At 61.2% G+C, this 23286-nt stretch carries 22 protein-coding genes and 1 riboswitch; of the genes, 18 read left to right on the top strand and 4 right to left on the bottom strand.

Annotation, left to right across the window (positions count from 1 at the left end):
* Positions 1 to 28 precede the first annotated feature (28 nt).
* The 6 genes from iolC (at position 29) to ATO10_RS09190 (ending at position 9557) form a co-directional block, all read left to right on the top strand.
* Positions 29 to 1006, top strand: a complete 978-nt coding sequence (iolC, locus tag ATO10_RS09215; protein WP_035251029.1) for a 5-dehydro-2-deoxygluconokinase — start codon at positions 29 to 31, stop codon at positions 1004 to 1006.
* 11 nt (positions 1007 to 1017) lie between these two features.
* Complete coding sequence (locus ATO10_RS09210) at positions 1018 to 1875, top strand: 5-deoxy-glucuronate isomerase (RefSeq protein ID WP_035250802.1); 858 nt, start codon at positions 1018 to 1020, stop codon at positions 1873 to 1875.
* A complete protein-coding gene (locus tag ATO10_RS09205) occupies positions 1872 to 2726 on the top strand; it encodes a class II fructose-bisphosphate aldolase (RefSeq protein WP_035250800.1) in 855 nt (284 codons plus the stop codon). Before ATO10_RS09210 ends, ATO10_RS09205 begins: the two co-directional genes overlap by 4 nt.
* Positions 2727 to 2859: 133 nt before the next feature.
* Complete coding sequence (locus ATO10_RS09200; RefSeq protein WP_035250798.1) at positions 2860 to 6264, top strand: transglutaminase family protein; 3405 nt, start codon at positions 2860 to 2862, stop codon at positions 6262 to 6264.
* 38 nt (positions 6265 to 6302) lie between these two features.
* Positions 6303 to 8672 carry a circularly permuted type 2 ATP-grasp protein gene (locus ATO10_RS09195; RefSeq protein ID WP_035250796.1) on the top strand — a complete coding sequence of 790 codons (2370 nt, stop codon included), beginning with the start codon at positions 6303 to 6305 and terminating at the stop codon, positions 8670 to 8672.
* A 12-nt stretch (positions 8673 to 8684) separates the two neighbouring features.
* Positions 8685 to 9557: a transglutaminase family protein gene (locus tag ATO10_RS09190; RefSeq protein ID WP_035250795.1), complete on the top strand. Its 873-nt coding sequence runs from the start codon at positions 8685 to 8687 to the stop codon at positions 9555 to 9557.
* A gap of 1 nt (position 9558) precedes the next feature.
* Here the strand turns inward: ATO10_RS09190 and ATO10_RS09185 are convergent, their stop codons facing one another.
* The 3 genes from ATO10_RS09185 to ATO10_RS09175 form a co-directional block, all read right to left on the bottom strand.
* Positions 9559 to 10611: a quaternary amine ABC transporter ATP-binding protein gene (locus tag ATO10_RS09185; protein ID WP_035250793.1), complete on the bottom strand. Its 1053-nt coding sequence runs from the start codon at positions 10609 to 10611 to the stop codon at positions 9559 to 9561.
* A gap of 12 nt (positions 10612 to 10623) precedes the next feature.
* A complete protein-coding gene (locus ATO10_RS09180) occupies positions 10624 to 11658 on the bottom strand; it encodes an ABC transporter permease (RefSeq protein ID WP_035250791.1) in 1035 nt (344 codons plus the stop codon).
* Between the two features lie 87 nt (positions 11659 to 11745).
* Positions 11746 to 12720, bottom strand: coding sequence for an ABC transporter substrate-binding protein (locus tag ATO10_RS09175; protein WP_035250789.1), 975 nt, complete (start codon positions 12718 to 12720; stop codon positions 11746 to 11748).
* A gap of 256 nt (positions 12721 to 12976) precedes the next feature.
* Positions 12977 to 13079: riboswitch (TPP riboswitch) on the top strand.
* A gap of 54 nt (positions 13080 to 13133) precedes the next feature.
* Here ATO10_RS09175 and thiD point away from each other — a divergent pair.
* Genes thiD through ATO10_RS09115 form a run of 12 tightly spaced genes read left to right on the top strand, consistent with a single transcriptional unit; the run spans position 13134 to position 22362 of the window.
* Positions 13134 to 13934, top strand: a complete 801-nt coding sequence (gene thiD / locus ATO10_RS09170) for a bifunctional hydroxymethylpyrimidine kinase/phosphomethylpyrimidine kinase (RefSeq protein WP_035250786.1) — start codon at positions 13134 to 13136, stop codon at positions 13932 to 13934.
* Entirely contained in the window at positions 13931 to 14914 is a 984-nt protein-coding gene (locus ATO10_RS09165; protein WP_035250784.1) for an FAD-dependent oxidoreductase, read from the top strand. The genes thiD and ATO10_RS09165 overlap by 4 nt, the downstream gene beginning before the upstream one ends.
* On the top strand, positions 14898 to 15095 hold the full coding sequence (gene thiS / locus ATO10_RS09160; RefSeq protein ID WP_035250781.1) for a sulfur carrier protein ThiS: 198 nt from the start codon (positions 14898 to 14900) through the stop codon (positions 15093 to 15095). Before ATO10_RS09165 ends, thiS begins: the two co-directional genes overlap by 17 nt.
* A gap of 2 nt (positions 15096 to 15097) precedes the next feature.
* Positions 15098 to 15871: a thiazole synthase gene (locus tag ATO10_RS09155; protein ID WP_035250779.1), complete on the top strand. Its 774-nt coding sequence runs from the start codon at positions 15098 to 15100 to the stop codon at positions 15869 to 15871.
* Positions 15868 to 16464, top strand: a complete 597-nt coding sequence (locus ATO10_RS09150; protein WP_035250777.1) for a thiamine phosphate synthase — start codon at positions 15868 to 15870, stop codon at positions 16462 to 16464. The genes ATO10_RS09155 and ATO10_RS09150 overlap by 4 nt, the downstream gene beginning before the upstream one ends.
* The gene (locus tag ATO10_RS09145; RefSeq protein WP_035250774.1) at positions 16461 to 17432 is read left to right on the top strand and encodes a HesA/MoeB/ThiF family protein; all 972 of its coding nucleotides are present in this window, start codon (positions 16461 to 16463) and stop codon (positions 17430 to 17432) included. Before ATO10_RS09150 ends, ATO10_RS09145 begins: the two co-directional genes overlap by 4 nt.
* Positions 17429 to 18367 (top strand): ABC transporter substrate-binding protein, encoded by a 939-nt coding sequence (locus ATO10_RS09140; RefSeq protein ID WP_035250772.1) that lies wholly within the window; start codon positions 17429 to 17431, stop codon positions 18365 to 18367. The genes ATO10_RS09145 and ATO10_RS09140 overlap by 4 nt, the downstream gene beginning before the upstream one ends.
* Positions 18364 to 19032: a thiaminase II gene (tenA, locus tag ATO10_RS09135; RefSeq protein ID WP_035250770.1), complete on the top strand. Its 669-nt coding sequence runs from the start codon at positions 18364 to 18366 to the stop codon at positions 19030 to 19032. The genes ATO10_RS09140 and tenA overlap by 4 nt, the downstream gene beginning before the upstream one ends.
* Positions 19029 to 19754, top strand: coding sequence for an ABC transporter ATP-binding protein (locus ATO10_RS09130; protein WP_035250767.1), 726 nt, complete (start codon positions 19029 to 19031; stop codon positions 19752 to 19754). The genes tenA and ATO10_RS09130 overlap by 4 nt, the downstream gene beginning before the upstream one ends.
* The gene (locus tag ATO10_RS09125) at positions 19754 to 20407 is read left to right on the top strand and encodes a TenA family protein (protein ID WP_035250765.1); all 654 of its coding nucleotides are present in this window, start codon (positions 19754 to 19756) and stop codon (positions 20405 to 20407) included. The genes ATO10_RS09130 and ATO10_RS09125 overlap by 1 nt, the downstream gene beginning before the upstream one ends.
* On the top strand, positions 20404 to 21144 hold the full coding sequence (locus ATO10_RS09120) for an ABC transporter permease (RefSeq protein ID WP_420313638.1): 741 nt from the start codon (positions 20404 to 20406) through the stop codon (positions 21142 to 21144). Before ATO10_RS09125 ends, ATO10_RS09120 begins: the two co-directional genes overlap by 4 nt.
* A gap of 54 nt (positions 21145 to 21198) precedes the next feature.
* Positions 21199 to 22362 carry an alpha-hydroxy acid oxidase gene (locus ATO10_RS09115; protein WP_035250763.1) on the top strand — a complete coding sequence of 388 codons (1164 nt, stop codon included), beginning with the start codon at positions 21199 to 21201 and terminating at the stop codon, positions 22360 to 22362.
* Positions 22363 to 22365: 3 nt separating this feature from the next.
* On the opposite strand, the gene ATO10_RS16475 is transcribed toward ATO10_RS09115, so the two are convergent.
* The gene (locus ATO10_RS16475) at positions 22366 to 22896 is read right to left on the bottom strand and encodes a GNAT family N-acetyltransferase (RefSeq protein ID WP_162174090.1); all 531 of its coding nucleotides are present in this window, start codon (positions 22894 to 22896) and stop codon (positions 22366 to 22368) included.
* Positions 22897 to 23286 lie beyond the last annotated feature (390 nt).

Raw genomic sequence — 23286 nt, 5'->3', positions numbered from 1 at the left:
GTATGGCAAGGCAAAAAGGGCTGCGCAGATGAAAGTTTTAGACGCCATTCGCAAAGGAGACTTCGCCGTGTTCGGGCGGGCGGGCATGGATGTTTTCGCTGATCCGGTTGGGGTAAAAAGCGAAGATGCCAAAGCGTTTCGCGCAGATTTAGGCGGCTCGTCTGCCAACATTTGCGTCGGGCTTACGAAACTTGGCTGCACCAGCGCATTGGTGACTTCGGTATCGGATGACGCGGTCGGGCGCTTTTGTATGAACCGGCTACGAGACTACGGCGTCGACACCCGCTATGTGCGCACCGTAGGGGGCGAGGCGCGAACCTCGCTGGCCGTTTATGAAAGCCGTTTAGAAGACTTTCAAAATGTCATTTATCGCAACGGGGCGGCCGACTTTCAGGTCACCGCCAAAGACATGGACGCGGTCGATTACACCCGTTTCAGCGCACTGATCACCGCCGGTACGGTTTTTGCGGCTGAACCTTCGCGCAGCGCTACTTTTCATGCGTTTGAACAGGGCCGAGCTGCCGGGTTGCCTGTGATCTTTGACATTGATTACCGCCCGTACAGCTGGCCTTCGGCGGATGTGGCGGCGCAGGTGTTAAGCCGCGCCGGCGACGAAAGCGATCTGATCGTCGGCAATGACGAGGAGTTTGGTTTTATGGCGGGCGGTTTGGACAAGGGGTTGGATAAGGCCCGCGAACTGGCCGCGAAAGGCAAACTGGTGATCTATAAAATGGGGCATCAGGGCGCGATCACCCTTACGGCACAGCAGGAAATCCGCACCGGCATCTTCCCCGTCACTGCCGTTAAACCTAACGGCGCCGGAGACAGTTTCATGGCCGGAATGCTGGCCTCTGTCGCGGCGGGGCATGACCTGCGCAGCGCGGTCCTGCGCGGCTCGGCCTGTGCGTCGATCGTTGTGTCACAGCCCGGCTGTGCTGGCGCCATGCCCACCACAGCCGAGCTGGAGACCTTTTTGGATTCGCATCCCGGCGCCACCGATTGCTGAAAGGACACGCCATGCATATTGCCCCTTACGACAACAAGAACCGGCCCATCGTCGATGTCGAGGACGCGCGGGTGCCCCTGAACTATTTCAACATCGTCAAACTGAACCGGGGCGAGGTGTTCGAGTACGCCCTGCCCGGCTATGAAACCTGCATTGTACCCGCCACCGGCACGGTGGATGTTAAGGTGGACGGTGCTCGCTTTCATGATCTGGGCAACCGCACTGCGGATGTTTGGGATGGCGACCCAGAAGGTGTCTATGCGCCGGTCGGTGCCAAGGTGCGCCTTACCTGTAAAACCGACACCACAGAGACCTTCATAGCCGGAGCCAAATACGACAAAGTGCTGGCGCCGTTCGATGTGCGCGCCGATCAGTTGGATGTGGTTCAGTATGGCTCTGACGACACCAAGACCCATCGCAAAATCAAGCATATTCTGGGCGCCGACTGCCACGACCGCGTCGGTCGTCTGCTGGTCAGTGAACTGTATACGGTTGGTGAAGGGGGCTGGTCGGGGTTTCCGTCGCATAAGCATGACACCGACCGCCGCGACGCGGATGGCACGCTGATCGAAACCCGCCATGACGAAACCTATAACTTTCGCTTCAAGCCGCAATATGGCTCGGGGCTTCAGATGCTTCAGCGCGCCGAGAACACGCCGGGTGACGCCTATCACGTCGTTGATGGCTCAACGGTCCTGATCGACAAAGGGTATCACCCCTGCGCCGTTTTGCCCGGATACCAGATGTATTACTTCACCATTCTGGGCGGGCTTAGCCAGCGATCACTGACGCAGTATTTTCAACCAACCCATGCAGCGCAGCTGCAAACAATTCCGGGAATTATGGATATGGTGGCAAAGTTCAAATGACCTTAGCAACACTGAAAGACGTCGTTCAACCAGCCCTGTCCGGGGGCTATGCGGTGGCCGGGCTGGTCACTTTAGGCTGGGAGGAAATGCGCGCCTATGTCGCCGCTGCTGAGGCCGAATCTGTGCCTGTGATCTTGCAGGCGGGGCCCAGTTGCCGCGACCACACGCCCCTGCCTGTGTTGGGAAAAATGTTCCGCCATCTGGCAGAACAGTCCAGCGTGCCCGTCGTGGCACACCTGGATCATGGCTATACGTTTGACGAGTGTAAGCAAGCGTTAGACAGCGGGTTCACCTCGTTGATGTTCGACGGGTCGCGCAAGCCGCTGAACCAGAACATCGACGAAACCGCGCGGATCGCAGAAATGGCGCATGATGCTGGGATTTCCTGCGAAGGTGAGATCGGGTTTGTCGGCTATTCAGGGGGTGAAAACTCGGCCGGGACCGACCCAGATGACGCCGCGCAATTTGCCCGTGAAACCGGAGTGGATGCGATGGCGATATCGGTGGGCAATGTTCACTTGCAGCAGGACAAAGAAGGCGGGCTGGATGAGCAGCGCATCCGCGCGATTGAGGCTGTCACCACGGTGCCATTGGTGATCCATGGCGGCTCAGGCGTGCCTGTGGCGCAACGCTCGGCACTGGCGCGCGGCTCCAGTATTTGCAAGTTCAACATCGGCACAGAGCTGCGCATGGCCTTTGGGCAGGCGCTGCGCGACGCGGTAAACGCTGACTCTGACCGGTTTGACCGGGTGCAAATCCTGAAAGACACCCATGATCCTGTCTTTTTTGCCGCGCGGCGCGTCCTTGCCGCGTTCAAGCCCGCCGAACCTGCGGACGCATCGAAACTGTAGTCAGAACACTGATCAAATCTTGGTCGCTGATGAATTTCGGCGACCAGACATTTCATCATTTCTCGCCGGACCACTTTACATTCCGCGTTCCAGCGCCTGTGATCATCGAAACGAAGACCACATGGAAGACCTCATGGCCATCAAGGCGAGCATCCACCACCTCACCCATTACAAATACGACCGCCCAGTTACGCTGGCGCCCCAGATCATCCGGCTGCGCCCGGCGCCGCATTCGCGCACGCGGGTGATCTCGCATTCGCTGAAGATCAGCCCCGAAGGACATTTCGTAAATCACCAGCAAGACCCGTACGGCAACTGGATGGCGCGCTATGTTTTCCCAGAGCCGGTGACCGAACTGAAGATCGAGGTCGATCTGGTGGCCGATATGACGGTCTATAACCCGTTCGATTTCTTCGTGGATGAAGAGGCCGAGAGCTTCCCCTTCGACTACCCCGAAGAGCTGATCGACGATCTGACGATCTATCGCACCCCTGAACCGGCCGGGCCGCGCCTGAAAGCGCTGCTGGACACGGTGCCGCGCGAAGCAGAACGCACGGTGGATTTTCTGGTTGGGCTGAACGCGCAGCTGGAAAAGGACATCGGCTATGTGATCCGCATGGAACCGGGTGTGCAAACCCCCGAAGAGACCCTGCAGCACGGGCGCGGTTCCTGCCGGGATACCTCGTGGCTGTTGGTGCAAATGCTGCGCCATCTGGGCTTTGCGGCGCGGTTCACCTCGGGCTATCTGATCCAGCTGAAACCCGATCTAGAGGCCTTGGATGGCCCTGCGGGCACCGACCACGATTTCACCGATCTGCACGCTTGGTGCGAGGTGTTCCTGCCCGGTGCGGGCTGGATCGGGCTGGACCCGACTTCGGGCCTATTGACGGGCGAAAGCCATATTCCGCTGTGCTCAGCCCCGCATTACCGTAATGCCGCGCCGATCAGCGGCATGGCCAGCTTTGCCGAAGTCGATTTCAACTTTGAGATGGAGGTGAAACGGGTCGCCGAACACCCGCGCATCACCAAGCCGTTTTCGGATGAAGCCTGGGACGCGCTGGACGCGCTTGGCAACAAGATCGACGACATCATGGCCAAGCAGGATATGCGCCTGACCATGGGGGGCGAGCCGACTTTCGTGTCGATCGACGATTTTGAGGCCGATGAATGGAACACAGGCGCTGTTGGCCCCACCAAACGTGATCTGGCCGATAAGCTGATCCGACGGTTGCGCAGCCGTTTCGCACCAAATGGCTTCCTGCACTACGGTCAGGGCAAATGGTATCCGGGCGAAACCCTGCCGCGCTGGACCTATTCGCTGTATTGGCGGCGCGATGGCAAACCGGTGTGGAAGAACCCTGATCTGGTTGCGGGGGAAACCCCCGATCCGTCCACGGCCACGCCCGAAAATGCGGATCAGTTCCTGACCAAATTCGCCGAAAACCTTGGGATCGGTCCCGACTACGTGCGCCCCACCTATGAGGACCCCGCCGAGTGGATCCTAAAAGAGGCCGGGTTGCCAGAAAATGTCACCCCCGAAGACTCCAAGTTGAAAGACCCCGAGGTTCGTGCCCGTATCGCGCGGGTGTTCGCGCGCGGTCTGGATACGCCTGCAGGCTATGCAATGCCCATCCAACGCTGGCAAAGCAAAGCAACGGGCAAGCGCTGGCGCTCGGAAGCATGGAAAACCCGGCGTGGGCATTTGTTCCTGATCCCCGGTGACAGCCCGGTGGGCTTTCGCCTGCCGCTGGGCACGCTGCCGCATGTCCCGCCCGCTGAGTACCCGTATATCTATACGACTGACCCCTCCGTTCCGCTTGCCCCCTTGCCTGACTTTCACGCCGAGTGGAGCCAGAAACGGCGGGAGATCATGGCAGAACTGGAACGCATCGCGCGCGAAGAGGCCGACACGCTCCCTGAGGTGACACCCGAACATGTGCAACCGTCATCGGCCCCGCGGGACGAAGGGCAACCACGCCAACGGATCATAGAGCAAGGCATTGATCCAAAAGATGGCGCGGTCCGCACCGCCATTGCGATTGAACCACGTGATGGCAAGCTGTGCCTGTTTATGCCGCCTGTCGAAGCGCTGGATGACTATCTGGAGCTTCTGGCGAACGCCGAAGCCACCGCCGAGGAACTGGGCCTGCCGATCCACATCGAAGGCTACACCCCGCCCGATGACGCGCGGCTAAGCGTGATCCGCGTGGCGCCTGATCCGGGCGTGATCGAGGTCAATATCCAGCCCGCCCACAGCTGGCAGGACTGCGTCGACATCACCACAGGCGTCTATGAGGACGCCCGTCAGACCCGTCTGGGGGCCGACAAGTTCATGATTGATGGCCGCCACACCGGCACCGGCGGTGGCAACCATGTGGTCGTAGGCGGTGAAACGCTACACGACTCGCCGTTCTTGCGGCGGCCCGATCTGCTGCGCTCGCTGATCCTGCACTGGCAACGCCATCCGTCTTTGTCGTATCTGTTTGCCGGGTTGTTCATCGGGCCGACGTCGCAGGCCCCGCGTATCGACGAAGCCCGCCATGACACGCTGTATGAGCTTGAGATTGCGCTGTCGCAGATCCCCTCGCCCGACGAAGGTGTTCCGCCCCAGCCATGGCTCCTGGACCGTCTGCTGCGCAACATCCTGATTGATGTCACCGGCAACACCCACCGGGCCGAGATTTGCGTCGACAAGCTGTTCTCTCCCGACGGCCCCACCGGGCGCTTAGGGCTTGTTGAATTCCGCGGTTTTGAAATGCCGCCCGATGCCAAGATGAGCCTTGCCCAACAAGTGCTGCTGCGCGCCTTGATGGCGCGGTTCTGGGACAAGCCGCTGAAGGGCAAACCGGTGCGCTGGGGCACGGCATTGCATGATCGTTTCATGCTGCCCTACTTCCTGTGGCAGGACTTCATGGATGTGCTGCGTGATTTGTCCGATCACGGGTTTGATCTGCGCGCTGATTGGTTTGAAGCCCAGCGCGAGTTCCGCTTTCCGTTTGCCGGCGAAGTGGAATACGACGGCGTGCATCTGGAGCTGCGTCAGGCACTGGAACCATGGCATGTGATGGGGGAACGTGGCGCAATTGGTGGCACGGTGCGCTATACCGACAGTTCCGTGGAGCGCATGCAGGTGCAACTGACCACAACCAACCCTGAACGCTATATCGTGGCCTGTAATCAGCGCCAGATTCCGCTGCATGCCACCGGCGAAAGCGGTGTCTCGGTCGGCGGGGTACGGTTCAAAGCCTGGCAACCGGCCGAGGCCTTACATCCGGTTTTGCCCGTCAACGCGCCGCTGATCTTTGATGTCTTTGACACCTGGACAGGGCGCGCGCTTGGCGGGTGCACCTATCACGTCGCGCATCCCGGTGGGCGCAACTATGACACGTTCCCCGTCAACACCAACGAGGCCGATGCCCGCCGTCTGGCGCGCTTTGAAAAGATGGGCCACACGGCGGGCAGTTACTGGCCCGCGCATGAATGCCCGCATCCCGAGTTCCCGATGACGCTCGATTTAAGGCGCGCGCCCGGACTATGATCCTTGGGGAATCCTTTCGCGGCAGGTAACAAGGCGGGATGAAAGCGTTGCTGAATCATTACGCGCCCCCAAGCGGGGTCGCGGACGAGCTGTTTGAAGACGGGGCTTTGCGCCCGGTCTGGTCGCCGCTGGTGCGCCATCTTGCAACGCAAAGTTCAGACCAACTGGCGGCCCGTTTTGCCCGGGGCGATCAATATCTGCATGACGCCGGGGTGTATTACCGTCAGTTCACCGGGCCGGAGTCCGCCGAAAGAGACTGGCCGCTTAGCCACGTGCCGGTGATCATCTCGGGCGACGAATGGCAGGGGGTGGCTGACGGCATCATCCAGCGCGCCGAGTTGCTGGAGCAGGTCGCTGCCGATCTCTATGGCGCGGGCACAATGGTGCGCGATGGGCTGCTGCCCGCAGAGCTGGTCGCGCGCAATCCCGAATGGCTGCGGCCTTTGGTTGGGGTACAGCCGCGGTCGGGCCATTTTCTGCATTTTCTGGCATTTGAGATTGGCCGTTCACCCGATGGTGGCTGGTTCGTTCTGGGGGATCGCACTCAGGCGCCTTCAGGCGCGGGGTTCGCGATTGAAAACCGCATGGCCACCAGTCGGGTCTTTAGCGAACTTTTTGCCAACTCCAATGTTGAAAGACTTGGCGGGTTCTTCAACCGCTTTCGCAGCGCGCTGAATGGGCTTCGCCAAGAGAGTGAGGGCCGCGTCGGTATCCTGACCCCCGGCCAGCACACCGACACCTATTTTGAGCATGCCTATATCGCCCGCCATCTGGGGTTTGACCTGCTGGAAGGCGGCGACCTGAAGGTCGAAAACGGCACCCTGACTGTACGCACCATCCACGGGCGCGAGCCAGTAGGCGTGCTGTGGCGGCGGCTGGACTCGCGTTTTGCCGACCCGCTGGAATTGGATGAAACCTCAGCCCTTGGCACGCCGGGGATGGTCTCGGCGCTGCAGTCAGGCGCGGTGGCAATGGTGAACTGCCTTGGCTCGGGCGTTCTGGAATCGCGCGCCCTGATGGCCTTTTTGCCGCGGATCTGCGAGCAGTTGACCGGCGCACAGCTAAAGCTGCCAAACATCGCCACATGGTGGTGCGGGCAAGAAAAAGAACGCGCTTTCGTTCTGGACAACCTTGACCGGATGATGATCGGGCCTGCGATGTCCTCGCAGCTACCGTTTGAACTGGGTGCAACCACCGCCCTTGGAGGCAAGTTCCGCGACACTGCCCAGCGCCCGGTCGCCGAATGGCTGGCCGCTGAAGGAGGCAAGCTTGTTGGGCAGGAAGCCGTATCGCTTTCGACGACGCCCGCCATGATCGACGGCAAACTGGTGCCCCGCCCGATGGTTGTGCGGGTCTTTGCCGCGCGCACCGAAAAAGGGTGGACAGTGATGCCCGGCGGCTATGCCCGGATCGGCAAAACCACCGACCCCACGGCGCTGGCGATGCAAAAGGGCGGCACGGTGGCCGACGTCTGGATCGTCACCGATCAGCCCGGCAAACAGGCAGCTCTGACCGATCATCAGGCCAAGAAACCCTTCATGCGACGCCTGCCCAGCCAGTTGCCCGCCCGCGCTGCAGATAACCTGTTCTGGCTGGGCCGCTATGTGGAGCGGGCCGAGGCCAGCATGCGCCTGCTGCGGGCCTATAACCGGCGGCTGGCCACACATGGCCCCGATGCTCTGCCTCTGGTCGAGTATTTCGCCGAGCATCTGACACAGTTTGGCCTGTCGCCAGACCGCGCAGTCCCTGACGGGATTCTGGACATGTTGGGGGCGTCGGTCGCGTGTGCTTCGGAAATCCGCGATCAGTTTTCCACCGATGGCTGGAACGCCCTGAACGATCTGCGCCGCGCCAGTGCCGATATCTCCACGCGGGCGCAACTGGGCGATGACGCGATGCATGCCATGTCAGTGCTGCTGCGCAAAACCGCTGGCTTCTCGGGCCTTGTGCATGAAAACATGTTCCGCTTTTCGGGCTGGCGTTTCCTGACCATGGGCCGCGCTTTGGAACGCGCGGATCAGATCGCCGCGACGCTGATCCGGTTTACCGCGCCCGATGCGCCCACCGGCAGCCTGGATGTGGCATTGGAAATCGGCGAAAGCACCTTGGCGCACCGGCGTCGGTATTCGGTGGAAAGCAGCCGCAATACGGTGGTGGATCTGCTGGCGCTGGATGATGACAATCCGCGCTCGATCCTGTTTCAGGCGCATAAACTGCATGACGAAGAACGCCGTCTGGCCAACGCAGTGCAGCGCGTAGCGATGTCGGATGTCGAACGGTTGATGCTGAAACTGCAAACCGATCTGGCCATTTCATCCCCACAGGAGATGACCGGCGAGCGTCTTGCAGGGGTACGCGGCGAACTGGCGGGAATTTCCGATGCCATCACCGCGTATTATCTGGGCTAGGGGGAGGATGCGATGCAGTTCGATATCCGTCTGAGAATCGCCTATGACTATGACACGCCCGCTGCCGTGCATCGGACATTGTTGCGCCTGCAACCCCGCATTTGCCCGGGGCAAAACCTTGTTTTCAGCAATGTCACCGCCACCCCGGCCGCCAGCAGCCGGGCCGAGCGGATTGATTTCTTTGGCAACAAACTGTCCGAACTGGTGCACGAGCGGCGCCTTGAACGGGTCGAGTTCACCTTTGAGGGCCGGGTGCAACGCGACGCCAAGGGCGGGAGGCTGGATCTTAGCTGCCCACTTGCCGGAATGGCGGCCGAGGTCGGCGCGGTGCAATCCATCGCGAACTGGTCCCCCCATCACTTTTTGGGCAAATCACCCCGCATCGCTTTGGAGCCCGACATCGCCGCCTTCGCCCGAGAGCTGGTGACGGCGGACATGTCAGTATTGGCCGCTGTCAAAACCGTCAGCCAAGCGGTGCATCAACATTTCAGCTTTGATCCAAGTGCCACGGATGTTTCGACCACGACGCTGGACGCGTTTCACGCCAAACGCGGTGTGTGTCAGGACCTCAGCCATGTGATGATCAGCGCGCTGCGCAGTCTGGGCATTCCGGCGGGGTATGTGTCGGGCTTTTTACGCACCGATCCCCCGCCGGGCCAACCCCGACTGGAAGGGGCGGATGCGATGCATGCCTGGGTACGGGCGTGGTGCGGTGCGGAAACCGGTTGGATCGAGATCGACCCGACCAATGACACCCTAGCGGCGAATGATCATATCTCGGTTGCGATCGGGCGAGATTACAGCGACGTCGCGCCGGTAAAGGGGGCGTTGAAGTCGGAGGGCGGTCATCAGACCGCCCATCAGGTGGATGTCATCCCGGTTTAGCCTAGCGCAGCGTGTTTTCGTCCGAGGACGGTACGGCAGGCACCAGCGCGCGCACCAAGTCTTTCATCTTCAGCACCCCGACGTCTTCGCCATCACGCTGCACCTTATAGGCATGGGTGGTGTCGCCGCCGGAAATCTCGATCAGCTTTTCCAGATTGTCATCGGCATCCACCACGCCCTCAAAGCTGGTGGTACCATTGATCGGCTTCATGACCGAGCGCACCCGCAACACCCGCGCCCGGTTAATATCGCTGACAAAGTCCTCGATATAGGGGTCATTGGGGTTCAGCAGGATGTGCTGCGGCTCGCCCTGTTGCACCACGTAGCCGTCTTTCAGGATGACCAGATGGTCGGCCAGTTTCAGCGCCTCGTCCAGATCATGGGTGATAAAGACGATGGTTTTATGCAGCTCTTCCTGCAGCTCAAGCAGCAGGTCCTGCATGTCGGTACGGATCAGCGGGTCAAGCGCCGAGAACGCCTCGTCCATCAGCATGATGTCACTGTCGCTGGCCAGCGCGCGGGCGATCCCGACACGTTGTTGCATGCCGCCCGACAGCTGATGTGGATAGTGATCCTCAAAACCCGCCAGCCCGACACGATCCAGCCACTTGGCGGCGGCTTTTTCGGCATCGGCCTCTTCTTCACCGCGCACGATCCGCGCCATGGCGGCGTTCTGCAAAACGGTGCGATGTGGCAAAAGCGCGAATTTCTGAAACACCATCGACATCTTTTCCTGCCGAAGGCGGCGCAGCTGGGCCTCGTCATAGTCCAGCACGTTTTCGCCATCGATCAGAACCTCCCCGGCGGTGGGTTCGATCAGACGGTTCAGGTGACGGATCAAGGTCGATTTGCCAGACCCTGACAAACCCATGATCACCGTGGTTTCCCCCGGGGCCATGTCGACGTTGATGTCCTGCAGGCCCAGCACGTGGCCGTGCTGTTCCAACAGATCGTCTTTGCCGATCCCGTCATAGACGGCGGACAACATGGCCTCCGGCGTGGCCCCGAAAATTTTGTACAGCCCCTTGATCGAGACTTTCGCTTGTTTGCTCATCTGTCTCTCTCCTTATCGGGGTTGCGCGGCGTTGATACGATTCAGCGAGGCCTTGGTGACGCGGTCCAGCAAGATCGCCAGAAGTACGATACCAAAGCCCGACACCAGCCCGACACCCAGCTCAAGGTTGCGAATGCCGCGCAGCACCAGAACGCCCAATCCGGGGGCCGACACCAGCGAGGCGATCACCACCATCGCAAGGCTCATCATGATGGTCTGGTTGACGCCTGCCATGATGTTGGGCAGCGCCAGCGGGATCTGAACGCCAAACAGTTTCTGCCGGCTGGTCATGCCAAAGGCATCGGCCGCCTCGATCACATCCTTATCGACCAGTCGAATGCCCAGATCCGTCAGGCGGATCACCGGCACGATGGCGTAGAGGATAATCGCCACGCCATAGAGTTTCGATTCCGTGACCGAGAACAGAAAGATCAGCGGGATCAGATACACAAAGGTTGGAAGGGTTTGCAGCATGTCCAGCACCGGCAGGGATATGCGCTGCAACGTGTCAGACCGCGACATCAAAATGCCGATGGGAACGCCCAGCGCCACGCTGAACCCGGTACAGACAAAGATGATCGACAAGGTCTGGATCGCAGGCGTGTAGTGGTCGATGAAGGCCAGAAACAGAAATGATACTGCCACCCCGCCCACCAGCGCCAAAGACCGCGTTGCAAACCAGACGATCAGCAACAATGCCGGGATCACGACAAACCACGGCAGGGTCTCAAACAACCAAAGTGAGCCATCCAGCGCCCAGCTGAGCGGTTGGGTGATTGGGTCGAGCACCAATTTCAGCCCGTCTTTCACAGACAGAAACAGGTTCTCTACCCAGCTGGTCATATCGCGCGTGCGGGCGATTGCGTCGCAGGACTGGTTCAGCTCATCCAGCGAAGGGAACGGGGTCTCCCAGAATGGGGTCTTTTCCTCGGCGCCGCCGTTACTTTGGGCCAGCAGCTGGGCCATGGTCATGGGGCCGCCAGAACTATCTTTTTCGCACCAGTCGCTCAGACCGAGTGCCTCGAACATGCCATCATAGGTGGCCATAAGGTATCCTCTTGTTCCGGACGCGTCCGCACCCGAAGCGCAGACAGCAAAGGGGGCGCCAACAGCGCCCCCACAAGTCCGGTGATTTTACTTCAACAACGCGGCCAGCTTGGCCTTGGCATCGTCGTTGATCCAGCCCGCCCACACATCTTTGTAGGTCGACAGGAAGTACACGGCGGCCTCTTCGTTGGAGGCGCTGTTGGCGTCTTTCCAGGCAAGCACCTCACCCATCTGCGCGTTGGTAAAGGCAACATTGCCCATCAGCGCCGCGATGTCGGGGTTCTTGGACGAGAAGTCCGTGGTCACCACGGTTTTCACAGGGCCAACCGGCCAGCTGGATTTGCCATCCGTATCGCATTCCGCGTCAGCGGCACACAGGAAAACTTCCTCGTCATAGGGCACACCCAGATCGATCGAGACCATCGGGTATTTGCCCAGCAACGCAGTCGGCGCCCAGTAGTACCCGATCCAAGGCTCTTTGTTTTCAAAAGCCGAGGCGATCGAGGTTGCCAGCGTTTCACCCGAGCCATGCAGGAATATTTCAAAGCCTGCATCGACCAGACCAAAGTTGCGGGTCAGCTCGTTGTTGGTGTTTTTACAGGCCCAGCCATCGGGGCAGTTGTGGAAACGGCCGCCCAGCAGGTCTTTGTTGGCCAGAACGCCCTCGACAGTGGCGAGTTCGGGGTGTTCATCGACCAGATACTGAGGCACCCACCAGCCTTCGATCCCGCCATCCGACAGCACGTCGGCGACAGTTTCGATCTTGCCTGCGTCCTGCAGTTCACCATAGGCCGGTGCGCCGTTCGTCCACAACTCGGTCACAATGTCGGGCGTACCGGTTTCGGCGACCGACACCAAAGCGGGAACGGTCGAAGAAGGCACGGTGCTGACGGTGCAGCCATAGCCTTGCTCCATCAGGAACTTGGAAACATGAGTAACCACTGCGCTCGACGCCCAGTTCATTTCTGTGATGGTGACTTCGCCGCATTCTGCTTGGGCCGCTCCGGCTGCACATGCGCTCAGAGCGATGGCCGCACAAGCTGTGCGGATTCGGAATGTCATATGGATTTCTCCCTGTGTCTTTGACATTTTTCGAAGGGTCGGACCTTCGTTTTTTTTCTAGTTACATCCAGCAACAGGAATCACCCCGGCCGGTTCGACACAGCTTATTATAGTGCCCCCAGACGGAATTTGTTGATTTTCTGGGAAAAAATTCCCCGTAAGCGACGAAAGCATCGATTCGGTTGGCCCTAACCTGCGGAAATCCGGGCTTGATTTCTTGGGGTTTACAAAGCCGTGTTCCTGTCAGTAACGTTACGGAAATCCGTTGGGGTGCCTGGGAAACCGGGCTGAGAGGCGCAGGCCAACCCATCGAACCTGATCCGACTAACATCGGCGTAGGGAACGGAGCTCGGCCTTGGGAAACCCCGCAAAAAGGCCGCGTGTCATCCGGTTCCTGCGCTTGGGAGAGAGCCATGACACAACACCCCGCAGCCCTGACAATTGCAGGCTCTGACAGCGGTGGCGGCGCTGGAATACAGGCCGACCTAAAGACATTTTCTGCGCTTGGCGTGTTTGGCACATCGGCCATCACAGCAATCACAGCGCAAAACACTGTGGGCGTTTTCGGGGTCGCGGCGATCGCGCCTGAGCTGGTGGCTTCGCAGATCAAAGTCGTGCTGGATGACATCGACATCGGCGCCGTGAAAATCGGCATGTTGGCCTCGGTTGAGGTGATCGAGGCCGTGGCGGGCGCTTTGGAAGGCTATACCGGACCCATCGTTCTGGACCCGGTGATGATTGCCAAATCCGGTGATGCTTTGCTGGCAAACGAGGCTGTCAGCGCGTTGCGTGAAACCCTGCTGCCCCGTGCCACCGTTCTGACCCCCAACATCCCCGAAGCCGCCTGCCTGCTAAACCAACCCGAAGAACTTTCGCCCAATGGTTTGCAGCGCCAGGGGCGGGAATTGCTGGCATTGGGGCCCAAGGCGGTGCTGATGAAAGGCGGCCATGGTGCCGGAGATATCTGCACCGATTGGCTGATCAATGGTGCTGAAATCGCGCTGAAAGCCGACCGGATCGAAACCCGCAACACCCATGGCACGGGCTGCACTTTGTCTTCGGCCATTGCTGCCGGGCTGGCGCGGGGGCAGTCTGTCGACACAGCCGTGCGCGCCGCGCACGGTTGGTTGCATCAGGCGATCCTGCGCGCCGATGACCTGAACATTGGTGCCGGGCATGGGCCGGTACACCACTTCCACAAGGTGTGGTCATGACCGCGCCGATCACCATTTTGGGTGCGGGCATCGTGGGCCTAAGCGTCGCCACGGAATTGCACGCCCGCGGCGTGGCCCTACGCGTCTATGATCCCGCACCCGCACCGGGGCCGCATGGCTGTTCGTGGTGGGCAGGTGGCATGTTGGCGCCGTTTTGCGAAGGCGAAAGCGCGGAAGAGCCTGTCGTGCGGCTTGGTCAGCTGGCGGCGGACTGGTGCGCGCAGCACGGTGTGGACGTTGTTCACAATGGCTCGGTCGCCGTCGCGTTAAGCCGCGACGCACAAGAGCTGGACCGGTTCGCCCGCCGTACCGAGCGCCATGAAACGCTGGATCGCAGCGCGCTATCGCAAATTGAGCCGCATTTGGCGGATCGTTTCGACCGCGCGCTGTTCTTCAAGGACGAGGCCCACATCAACCCGCGCCAGATGTTGACCCATCTGCGCACTCAGCTGGAAGACGGCGGGGTAGAGTTCATTTCTGAGGCGGGAACTGCGCAAGGTCAAACCATTGACTGCCGCGGATTGGCCGCCCGCGATGCTCTGCCCGATCTGCGCGGGGTGAAGGGCGAAATGGTGATCCTGAACGCGCCGGATGTCACGCTCAGCCGCCCGGTACGGCTGCTACACCCGCGCTATCCGCTGTACATCGTGCCCCGTGGCGACGGGCATTACATGCTGGGCGCCACGCAATTGGAAAGCGAAGACCGCAAACGCGTCACGGTGCGTTCGGTGCTTGAATTGCTTAGCGCTGCCTATGCGCTGCATCCGGGGTTCGGTGAGGCCGACCTAGTGGAAATCGGCACAGACGCCCGCCCGGCCTTTGCCGACAACCTGCCGCGCATTCGTCGTATCGGCGATGTGATCCACGTCAACGGTTTGTTCCGCCACGGTTATTTGCTGACCCCCGCCTTGGCGCAGTTGGTAGGCGATCTGATTTGTGACGGCAAAACCCCGGAGGATTTCTATGAAGATCACGGTTAACGGAACCGACACCGACGTGGCCGCAAACACGTTGGCACAAGCGTTGCATGAACTGGGCTATGGCGATCAGCGGGTGGCCACTGCCGTGAACGAAAACTTCGTCCCGGCCACCGCGCGCGACGCCCAGGAATTGGCAGAAGGCGACCGGCTTGAGATCGTCACGCCGCGACAGGGGGGATGAGCATGGTGGATTTTTACGGCACCCAAGTGGACTCGCGGCTAATGCTGGGCACGGCGATGTATCCGTCGCCTGCCATTCTGGCCGATGCTTTCCGGCGCTCTGGCGCTGGCATCGCGACCGTCTCGGTTCGGCGCGAAGCTGGCGGAGACCGCGCAGGCGGCGCCTTTTGGGATTTGATCGCCGATCTGGGCGTCAAGGTTTTGCCCAATACCGCAGGTTGCCACTCGGTACGCGAAGCCGTGACCACCGCCCAAATGGCGCGCGAGCTGTTTGATACCAACTGGATCAAGCTCGAAGTCATCGGCCACGCCGATACGCTGCAACCCGACCCATTCGGGCTGGTTGAGGCAGCCCATACCTTGGCTGAGGACGGGTTTCAGGTGTTTCCCTACTGCACCGAAGACTTGGTTCTGTGTGATCGGCTGGTCCAGGCCGGATGCAAGGTCTTGATGCCGTGGGGCGCACCGATTGGCACCGGGCTGGGGCTGAACAACCTTTACGGGCTACGCAGCCTGCGCGCCCATTTCCCCGACATCCCGCTGGTGGTTGATGCCGGTTTGGGCCTGCCCAGTCAGGCGGCTGCGGCGATGGAAATGGGCTATGACGCGGTGCTGTTGAACACCGCCGTGGCCAAAGCGGGCGATCCGGCCGCCATGGCCGAGGGCTTTGCCCGTGCGCTCGAAGCCGGGCGACTGGCCTATGAGGCCGACCCGATGTCGCCCCGCGATATGGCCGCGCCTTCCACCCCGGTTTTGGGAAAGGCATTTCTGGAATGAACCTGCACCCGTTTTACCCGATCTTCGATGATATCACCTGGCTGGAGCGCCTGCTGCCGCAAGGGATCAAGCTGGTGCAATTGCGCCTGAAAGACCGCTCTGAAGACGTGCTGCGCGATCAGATCACCCGCGCCCGCGACCTGTGCCATGAACACGGCGCCACATTGGTGGTGAACGACTATTGGCCACTGGCGATTGAACTGGGCTGTGATTGGATTCATCTGGGACAAGAGGACCTGGACGAGGCCGATCTGGACGCGATCCGCGCCGCCGGGCTGCGCCTTGGCGTGTCGACCCATGACCGCGCTGAACTGGACCGGGTGCTGGCGTTGCAGCCGGACTATGTCGCGCTGGGTCCGATCTATCCAACGATCCTGAAAAAGATGAAATGGCACCGTCAGGGCGTTGAAAAACTGACCGAGTGGAAAGCGCTGATCGGGGATATCCCACTGATCGCCATTGGGGGCATGTCGGTGCCGCGTGCGCCCGGCGCGTTTGAGGCCGGCGCGGATATCGTATCTGCCGTCACCGACATCACGCTGAATGACGACCCTGAGGCGCGCGTGCGCGAATGGCTTGAGGTCTGCGTATGAGCCGTTACGCCCGCCAGATTGCCGTGATTGGCCAGCCCGCGCAGGATCGCCTGCGCAAGGCCCGCGTGCTGATGGTGGGCGCGGGCGGGTTGGCCGCACCCTCCCTGCCCTATCTGGTGGGGGCGGGTCTTGGCGCGGTGCGTTTGGTGGATGCCGACGTGGTATCGCTGTCGAACCTGCACCGGCAGACATTGTTTGCCGAGGCCGATATCGGCCGGCCCAAAGTCACCGTCGCCGCCCAGCGCATGAAAGCGCTGAACCCCGACTGTACGGTCGAGCCGGCTCCGGAGGTGCTTGACCCGGCCAATGCCGCCGATCTGGTGGCAGGTTGTGACGTGGTGTTGGATTGCGCCGACAGTTTCGCGGCCTCTTACATTCTGTCAGACACCTGCCAAGCAGCGGATGTGCCACTGATCAGCGCCTCGGTCGTTGGGCTGGAGGGCTATGTCGGTGGGTTCTGCGCCGGTGCGCCCAGCTTGCGCGCCCTGTTCCCTGATCTGCCTGCGCGTATGGAAAGCTGCGACAGTGCCGGGGTGTTGGGGCCGCTGGTCGGGATAATTGGTGCGTTGCAGGCGCAGATGGCCGTGGCGGTAATTACCGGCGCACAGCCCAACCCGCTGGGCCAGCTGACCACCTATGATGCGGCCACGATGCGCTTTGGCGGCTTCCGCTTTGACAACGCGCCCGAACCGGCCCACCGCCCGGCGTTCATCGCGCGTACGGCCCTGTGTGATGACGACCTGATCATCGACCTGCGCGCCGCACACGAAGGCCCCCTGCCCCACAGCGCCGCGCACCGGATTGCGCCCGGCCAGCCAATGCCTGAGCCCGAACAAGGACAACGCATGGTGCTGTGCTGCCGCTCAGGCCTGCGCGCCTGGAACGCCGCCGAAGGCGTGGCGAAGCAAACGAACATAGAAATCGCATTACTCGCCCTTGGCGACGAAACAGGAGAAGGAAACCCATGAAACTCGCATCTATCGCCGCAGCTGCGCTACTGGCCGCCAGCCCGGCCTTTGCCGCCGACAAGTTCACCGTCATGCTGGACTGGTTCATCAACCCCGACCACGGGCCGATCATCGTGGCGCAGGAAAAGGGCTATTTCGCCGATCAGGGGCTTGAGGTCGAAATTGTTCCGCCCGCAGACCCGTCTGACCCGCCAAAGCTGGCCGCCGCTGGCAAGGCCGATCTGGCGGTTTCGTACCAGCCGCAACTGCACCTGCAAGTGGCCGAGGGCATGCCGCTGAAACGCGTCGGCACGCTGGTCGCCACCCCGCTGAACTGCCTGCTGGTGCTGGAAGACGGCCCCGTCAAAACCCCCGCGGATCTGAAGGGCGGCAAGATCGGCTATTCGGTTGCCGGTGTCGAAGAGGCCCTGCTGACCGCCATTTTGGCGAAATACGGTCTGGTGATGGACGATGTTGAGCTGGTCAATGTGAACTGGTCGCTGTCGCCGTCGCTGATGTCGGGTCAGGTGGACGCTGTTCTGGGCGCCTATCGCAACTTTGAACTGAACCAGATGGACATCGAAGGCGTCCCCGGCAAATGTTTCTACATCGAAGAAGAGGGCGTGCCGACCTATGACGAGCTGATCTATGTCGCCAACCCCGAGCTGATGGACAAAGACGCCGTGCGCCGCTTCCTGCGCGCCACTGAACTTGCCACCCAGTACATCGTCAACCACCCCGAAGAAAGCTGGGAGATTTTCGCCGGCACCTCGAAAGAGCTGCAAGACGAGCTGAACGCCCGCGCCTGGGTCGACACCCTGCCGCGTTTCGCCCTACGCCCCGAAGCGCTGGACGAAGATCGCTATGCGCGGTTTGAAACCTTCCTGAATGCCTCGGGTCTGGTTGAAGGCACCCGGATGGTGGACGATCTGGCCGTGGATCTGGGCGAACAATGACCGATTACGGCACAACCTTTCCCCAGTGGCGCGATGCCGCTGGGGAGGCATGGCCCGCCTATACCCGCCATGCCTTTGTCGAAGGCCTGCGCGACGGCACCCTGCCGCGCGCGGCCTTCCTGCATTATCTGGTGCAGGATTACGTGTTCCTGATCCATTTCTCGCGCGCTTGGGCCTTGGCGGTGACCAAGGCGGAAACGCTGGACGAAATGCGCGCCTGTGCGGCGACAGTGCATGCGCTGATCGACGAAGAAATGAAGCTCCATGTAAAAACCTGCGCCGAGGCCGGGATTTCTGAACAACAGCTGTTTGACGCGGTCGAGCGGCCCGAGAATCTGGCCTATACGCGCTATGTGCTGGACGCCGGGCATTCGGGCGATTTCGTCGATCTGCTGGCGGCCTTGGCGCCTTGCGTTCTGGGATACGGTGAAATTGGCGCGCGGTTACTGGACGAGAAAACCAGCGACGCATACGCCGAATGGATCGAAACCTATGGCGGCGAGGACTATCAACAGGTCTGTCGCGATGTCGGCGCGTTGATCGACGGCGCTGTGGCGCGCCGCGTGGGCGATGCCTCCAGCCCCCGTTGGGATGCGCTTTGCCAGACTTTCACCATCGCCACCCGGCTTGAGGTCGGGTTTTGGGATATGGGATTGCGTCCATGACCCCCGCCCCCGCCCTGCATCTTTCCGGCAGCGCGCGCTATGACGGGGCGCCGGTCTTTGGACCGCTTGAATTCACCGCGCCTGCGGGGACGTGGACCTGCCTGCTGGGCCCGTCGGGCGTGGGTAAATCCACCATGTTGCGGCTGTTTGCCGGGCTGGACAGTGGTGTGACATTTGAAGGTTCGTTGGGGGCCGAAGATGGCGCCCCCTTGCAAGATCGTATCGCTCTGATGGCGCAAAGCGATCTGTTGCTGGAATGGCGCACGGTGCTGGACAATGTCACGCTGGGGGCCGCGCTGCGTGGCGCAATGCCCGATACCGAGCGCGCGTTGCGCGTGCTGACCCGTGTCGGACTGGCAGATCATGCCAGCAAGAAGCCCGGCGCGCTTTCGGGTGGGCAGCGCCAGCGCGTGGCCCTTGCCCGCACGTTGATGGAAGACCGCCCGGTTGTTCTGTTGGACGAGCCGTTTTCCGCCCTTGATGCGCGCAATCGCTCCCTGATGCAGGATCTGTCAGCGGAACTGCTGGCGGGCCGCACCGTGGTGCAGGTCACCCATGACGCCGCCGAGGCCGCCCGCATGGGCGACAAAATTCTGGTGATGTCGCAGGACAGGCTGACCGAGGTGCCACCCCCCGCGACCACCCCGCCCCGCCAATTCGATGCCCCTGACACGCTGGTCTATCAAGGCCAGTTGCTGCGCCTGTTGATGGAGACCGCCTGATGACCCCGACCCAAATGATGCAATCCAAATGCACCGACGACTGGCACGCGGCCACCCACCACGCCTTCACCGATGCGCTGACCAATGGCACGATAGAGCGCGATATCATGGCGGGCTACCTGCAACAGGATTACCTGTTTGTCGAAGAATTCGTGCGCCTGCTGGCCTCGGCCGTGGCCCATGCACCGACGCTGGCGGACGGCGTGCCGGGCGCACAGTTTCTGGGCCTGATCTGCGGGCCAGAGAACACCTATTTCCTGCGCTCTCTCGAAGCCTTGGGCGTGCCCGAGGCCAACAAAGCCGCGCCCGAAACCGCAGCGTTTCAAGCGCTGATGGCCGAGGCCCGCACCTCGGGCAGCTATGCGCAGATGCTGGCGGTGCTGAGCGTGGCCGAAGGGGTGTATCTGGATTGGGCCTCCCCCTTTGCCGACCGCGCCAACGACCTGCCATTCTGGCTGGGCGAGTGGATCACCCTGCATTGTGGCGCAGGGTTTGAAGGCGTCGTGGCGTATTTGCGCGGGCAGTTGGACAAAGCCTGGCACAAGCTGGACGCCGCCGAGCAAGCCAAGGTCGAAAGCCTGTTCACCCGCGCCGTTCAGCTTGAGCGCGCGTTTTTCGACGCGGCATGGGCTGGTTTTGAGGTCGCCAAGTGATCGGCGCAGCGCGCCTTCTGGCAGCCGGGATTTTGGTTCTGGCGATCTGGCAGACGGTTGTCTGGATGACGGGCGTGCCCTCGTTCCTGTTACCCGCCCCCGCCAAAGTCGCCCAGACGATGTGGGACAGCCGCGCCTTGCTGGCCGAGCACAGCGTGGTCACCATCACCGAGGTGCTGGTGGGCATCGTTCTTGGCGCGGGGCTGGGCGGATTGTCCGCCATCGGGCTGGCGGCTTCGCCACTGGCGCGGGCGTTGATGCGGCCGATGTTGGTACTGTCGCAGGCGATCCCGGTTTTCGCACTGGCGCCTTTGCTGACCCTTTGGCTGGGCTTTGGGCTATGGTCGAAAGTGGCGATGGCGTTGATCATCATCTACTTCCCGGTCACATCGACCTTCTTTGACGCGCTGATGCGCACACCGCCGCAGATGCTGGAACTGGCCAAAGTGATGGGCGCTACGCCGCGCGCGACAATGTGGAAAATCCGCATCCCGGCGGCCTTGCCCGGCTTTACTTCGGGCCTGCGATTGGCGGCGGTTTATGCACCCATCGGCGCAATCATTGGCGAATGGGTTGGGGCCAGCAACGGGTTGGGATACCTGATGCTGCTGGCCAATGGTCGCGCCAAGACCGACCTGATGTTTGCCGCGCTGATCGTGCTGGCCGTCTTTACGGTCTGCCTGCATTACGCCGTCGACCGGGGGTGTACCGCCGCGCTGAACCGCCGACTGCGCTAGGCCTTGCCGCTGCGCATTTGGGTTGCTAGCAATGCCCTGAAATAGGGAGCCCTCATGCCTGTGATCACCTGCATTGATGACCTCAAACGCCTGTACAAACGGCGGGTCCCAAAGATGTTCTACGACTATGCGCAAGCGGGCAGTTGGACCGAACAAACCTTTCGCGAGAACACATCGGACTTTGAAAAGATATATCTGCGTCAACGGGTTGCCTTAGATATGGAGGGACGTTCGACCACATCGAAAATGATTGGTCAGGACGTTGCCATGCCCGTGGCCTTGGCCCCCGTCGGCATGACCGGCATGCAGCACCCGGACGGAGAGATAAAAGCCGCCCGCGCCGCCGAAAACTTCGGGGTGCCCTACACGCTTTCGACCATGTCGATCTGTTCAATTGAAGACGTCGCCGAGCACACCAGCACGCCCTTCTGGTTCCAGCTGTATGTGATGCGGGATGATGATTACATCACCCGGCTGATCCAGCGCGCCAAGGCGGCGGAATGTTCCGCGATGGTTTTGACGCTGGACCTTCAGATTCTGGCTCAACGCCACAAAGACCTGAAGAACGGCTTGTCGGCCCCGCCAAAGATGACCCTGCCGGTGATGGCCGATCTGGCCACGAAATGGCGTTGGGGTTTGGGCATGCTGGGCACACCGCGACGCGGGTTCGGGAATATCGTTGGCCACGCCAAGGATGTGGCGGATATGACCTCGCTGATGGATTGGACGCACAAGCAGTTTGATCCACGGCTTGATTGGGAAAAGGTCAAAGACTACCGCCGCCGCTGGGATGGCAAATTGATCCTGAAGGGCATTCTGGACGCCCAAGACGCGCGCTTGGCGCTAGAGGTCGGTGCGGATGCCATCATCGTTTCCAACCATGGCGGGCGTCAGATTGATGGGGCCCTGTCGGCGATCCGGGCTCTGCCAGAAATTCTGGACGCTGTGGGCGACAAGGTTGAGGTCCATCTGGACAGCGGCATCCGGTCAGGTCAGGACGTGCTGAAGGCTTTGGCCATGGGCGCGACCGGCACTTACATCGGCCGCGCCTACATATACGGGCTGGGCGCGATGGGCGAACAGGGAGTCACCAAAGCGCTGGAGATCATCCATAAAGAACTGGATACCACCATGGCCCTTTGCGGGCGCAAGTCGGTGCAAGACCTGAACCGCGACGTATTGCTTGTGCCCGAAGGTTTTTCGGGCCGTTGGGAGTAGCTCCTATACCGCGCGCGCTGCACGCCCCCAAGGCGGCAACGCCATGGCTACGATGGCTTTGATCCCCTGAAGGACCGGATTGGGAACTGCGCGCAACCGCAACCGCGCCACCACCATGTCTGCCACAGGCAGCAACCGAGCGCCCTGATGTTCTGCCACGGCCAGCATCGCCTGATTTTCCGGTGAGATCAGCAAGGTCACGCGCCTGATCCGGTGGTCTTGGGCATGGGTCAAAGCGGCCTCGGTCAAGGCAGCGCCCAGCCCTTTTCCGCGCCAGTCCCGCGACACGGAAACCGCCAGTTCAGCGCAGCGCGCCCAGCGCGGCAGGGTTGGGAAAAGTTCGGCCACCCCAACCAGTTGGGCGCCATCGAACTGACCAATCAGCACCGCGTGCCGCCAGTCGATCGCGTCTACATAGTCGGAAATCACTTCGTTGCTTGGTTGACCGCAAAAGCGCATTCGGCGCCCGTTTGGCCCCAATCCAATCAGGTGATCGCGCAGATAGCGCCGATCCCGCCGACCGAGGCGTCGCAAAACCAAGCGCCGCGCTGGGGCGTCGTCTGGTGTATTCTTTGGCATTTTCGAACGTCTGAGCATTGTGGAGACCTCGTTGTTAAAGTCCTCCTCCCGGCTCTTGGGCGGCTTATGACTGCTTCGCTTGGTTGTGCCACCCGATGTGTAAACAGCCTGCCAGCCCTGCGTGCGATTGCAATTTCCGACGCGCGGATACCGTAACTGCGCAAGTTCCCGCGCATCGCCCCCGCCCGATTCCCCGGCAAATCCGGCCTCTTGCTGAAATGTCAGGCAGCTCTCGCCGCTGTGAACAGGCCAAAAACAAGGGAAAACCAATGATTTTGACCGGGTTTCCCTCTTTCCAAATGCCTGATTGTGCCGTATACGCGCGGCTTCAATCGGGCATACACC

This window comes from Actibacterium atlanticum (assembly GCF_000671395.1).
Lineage (GTDB): Bacteria > Pseudomonadota > Alphaproteobacteria > Rhodobacterales > Rhodobacteraceae > Actibacterium_D > Actibacterium_D atlanticum.
This window is presented reverse-complemented; position numbering and strand designations above follow the sequence as displayed.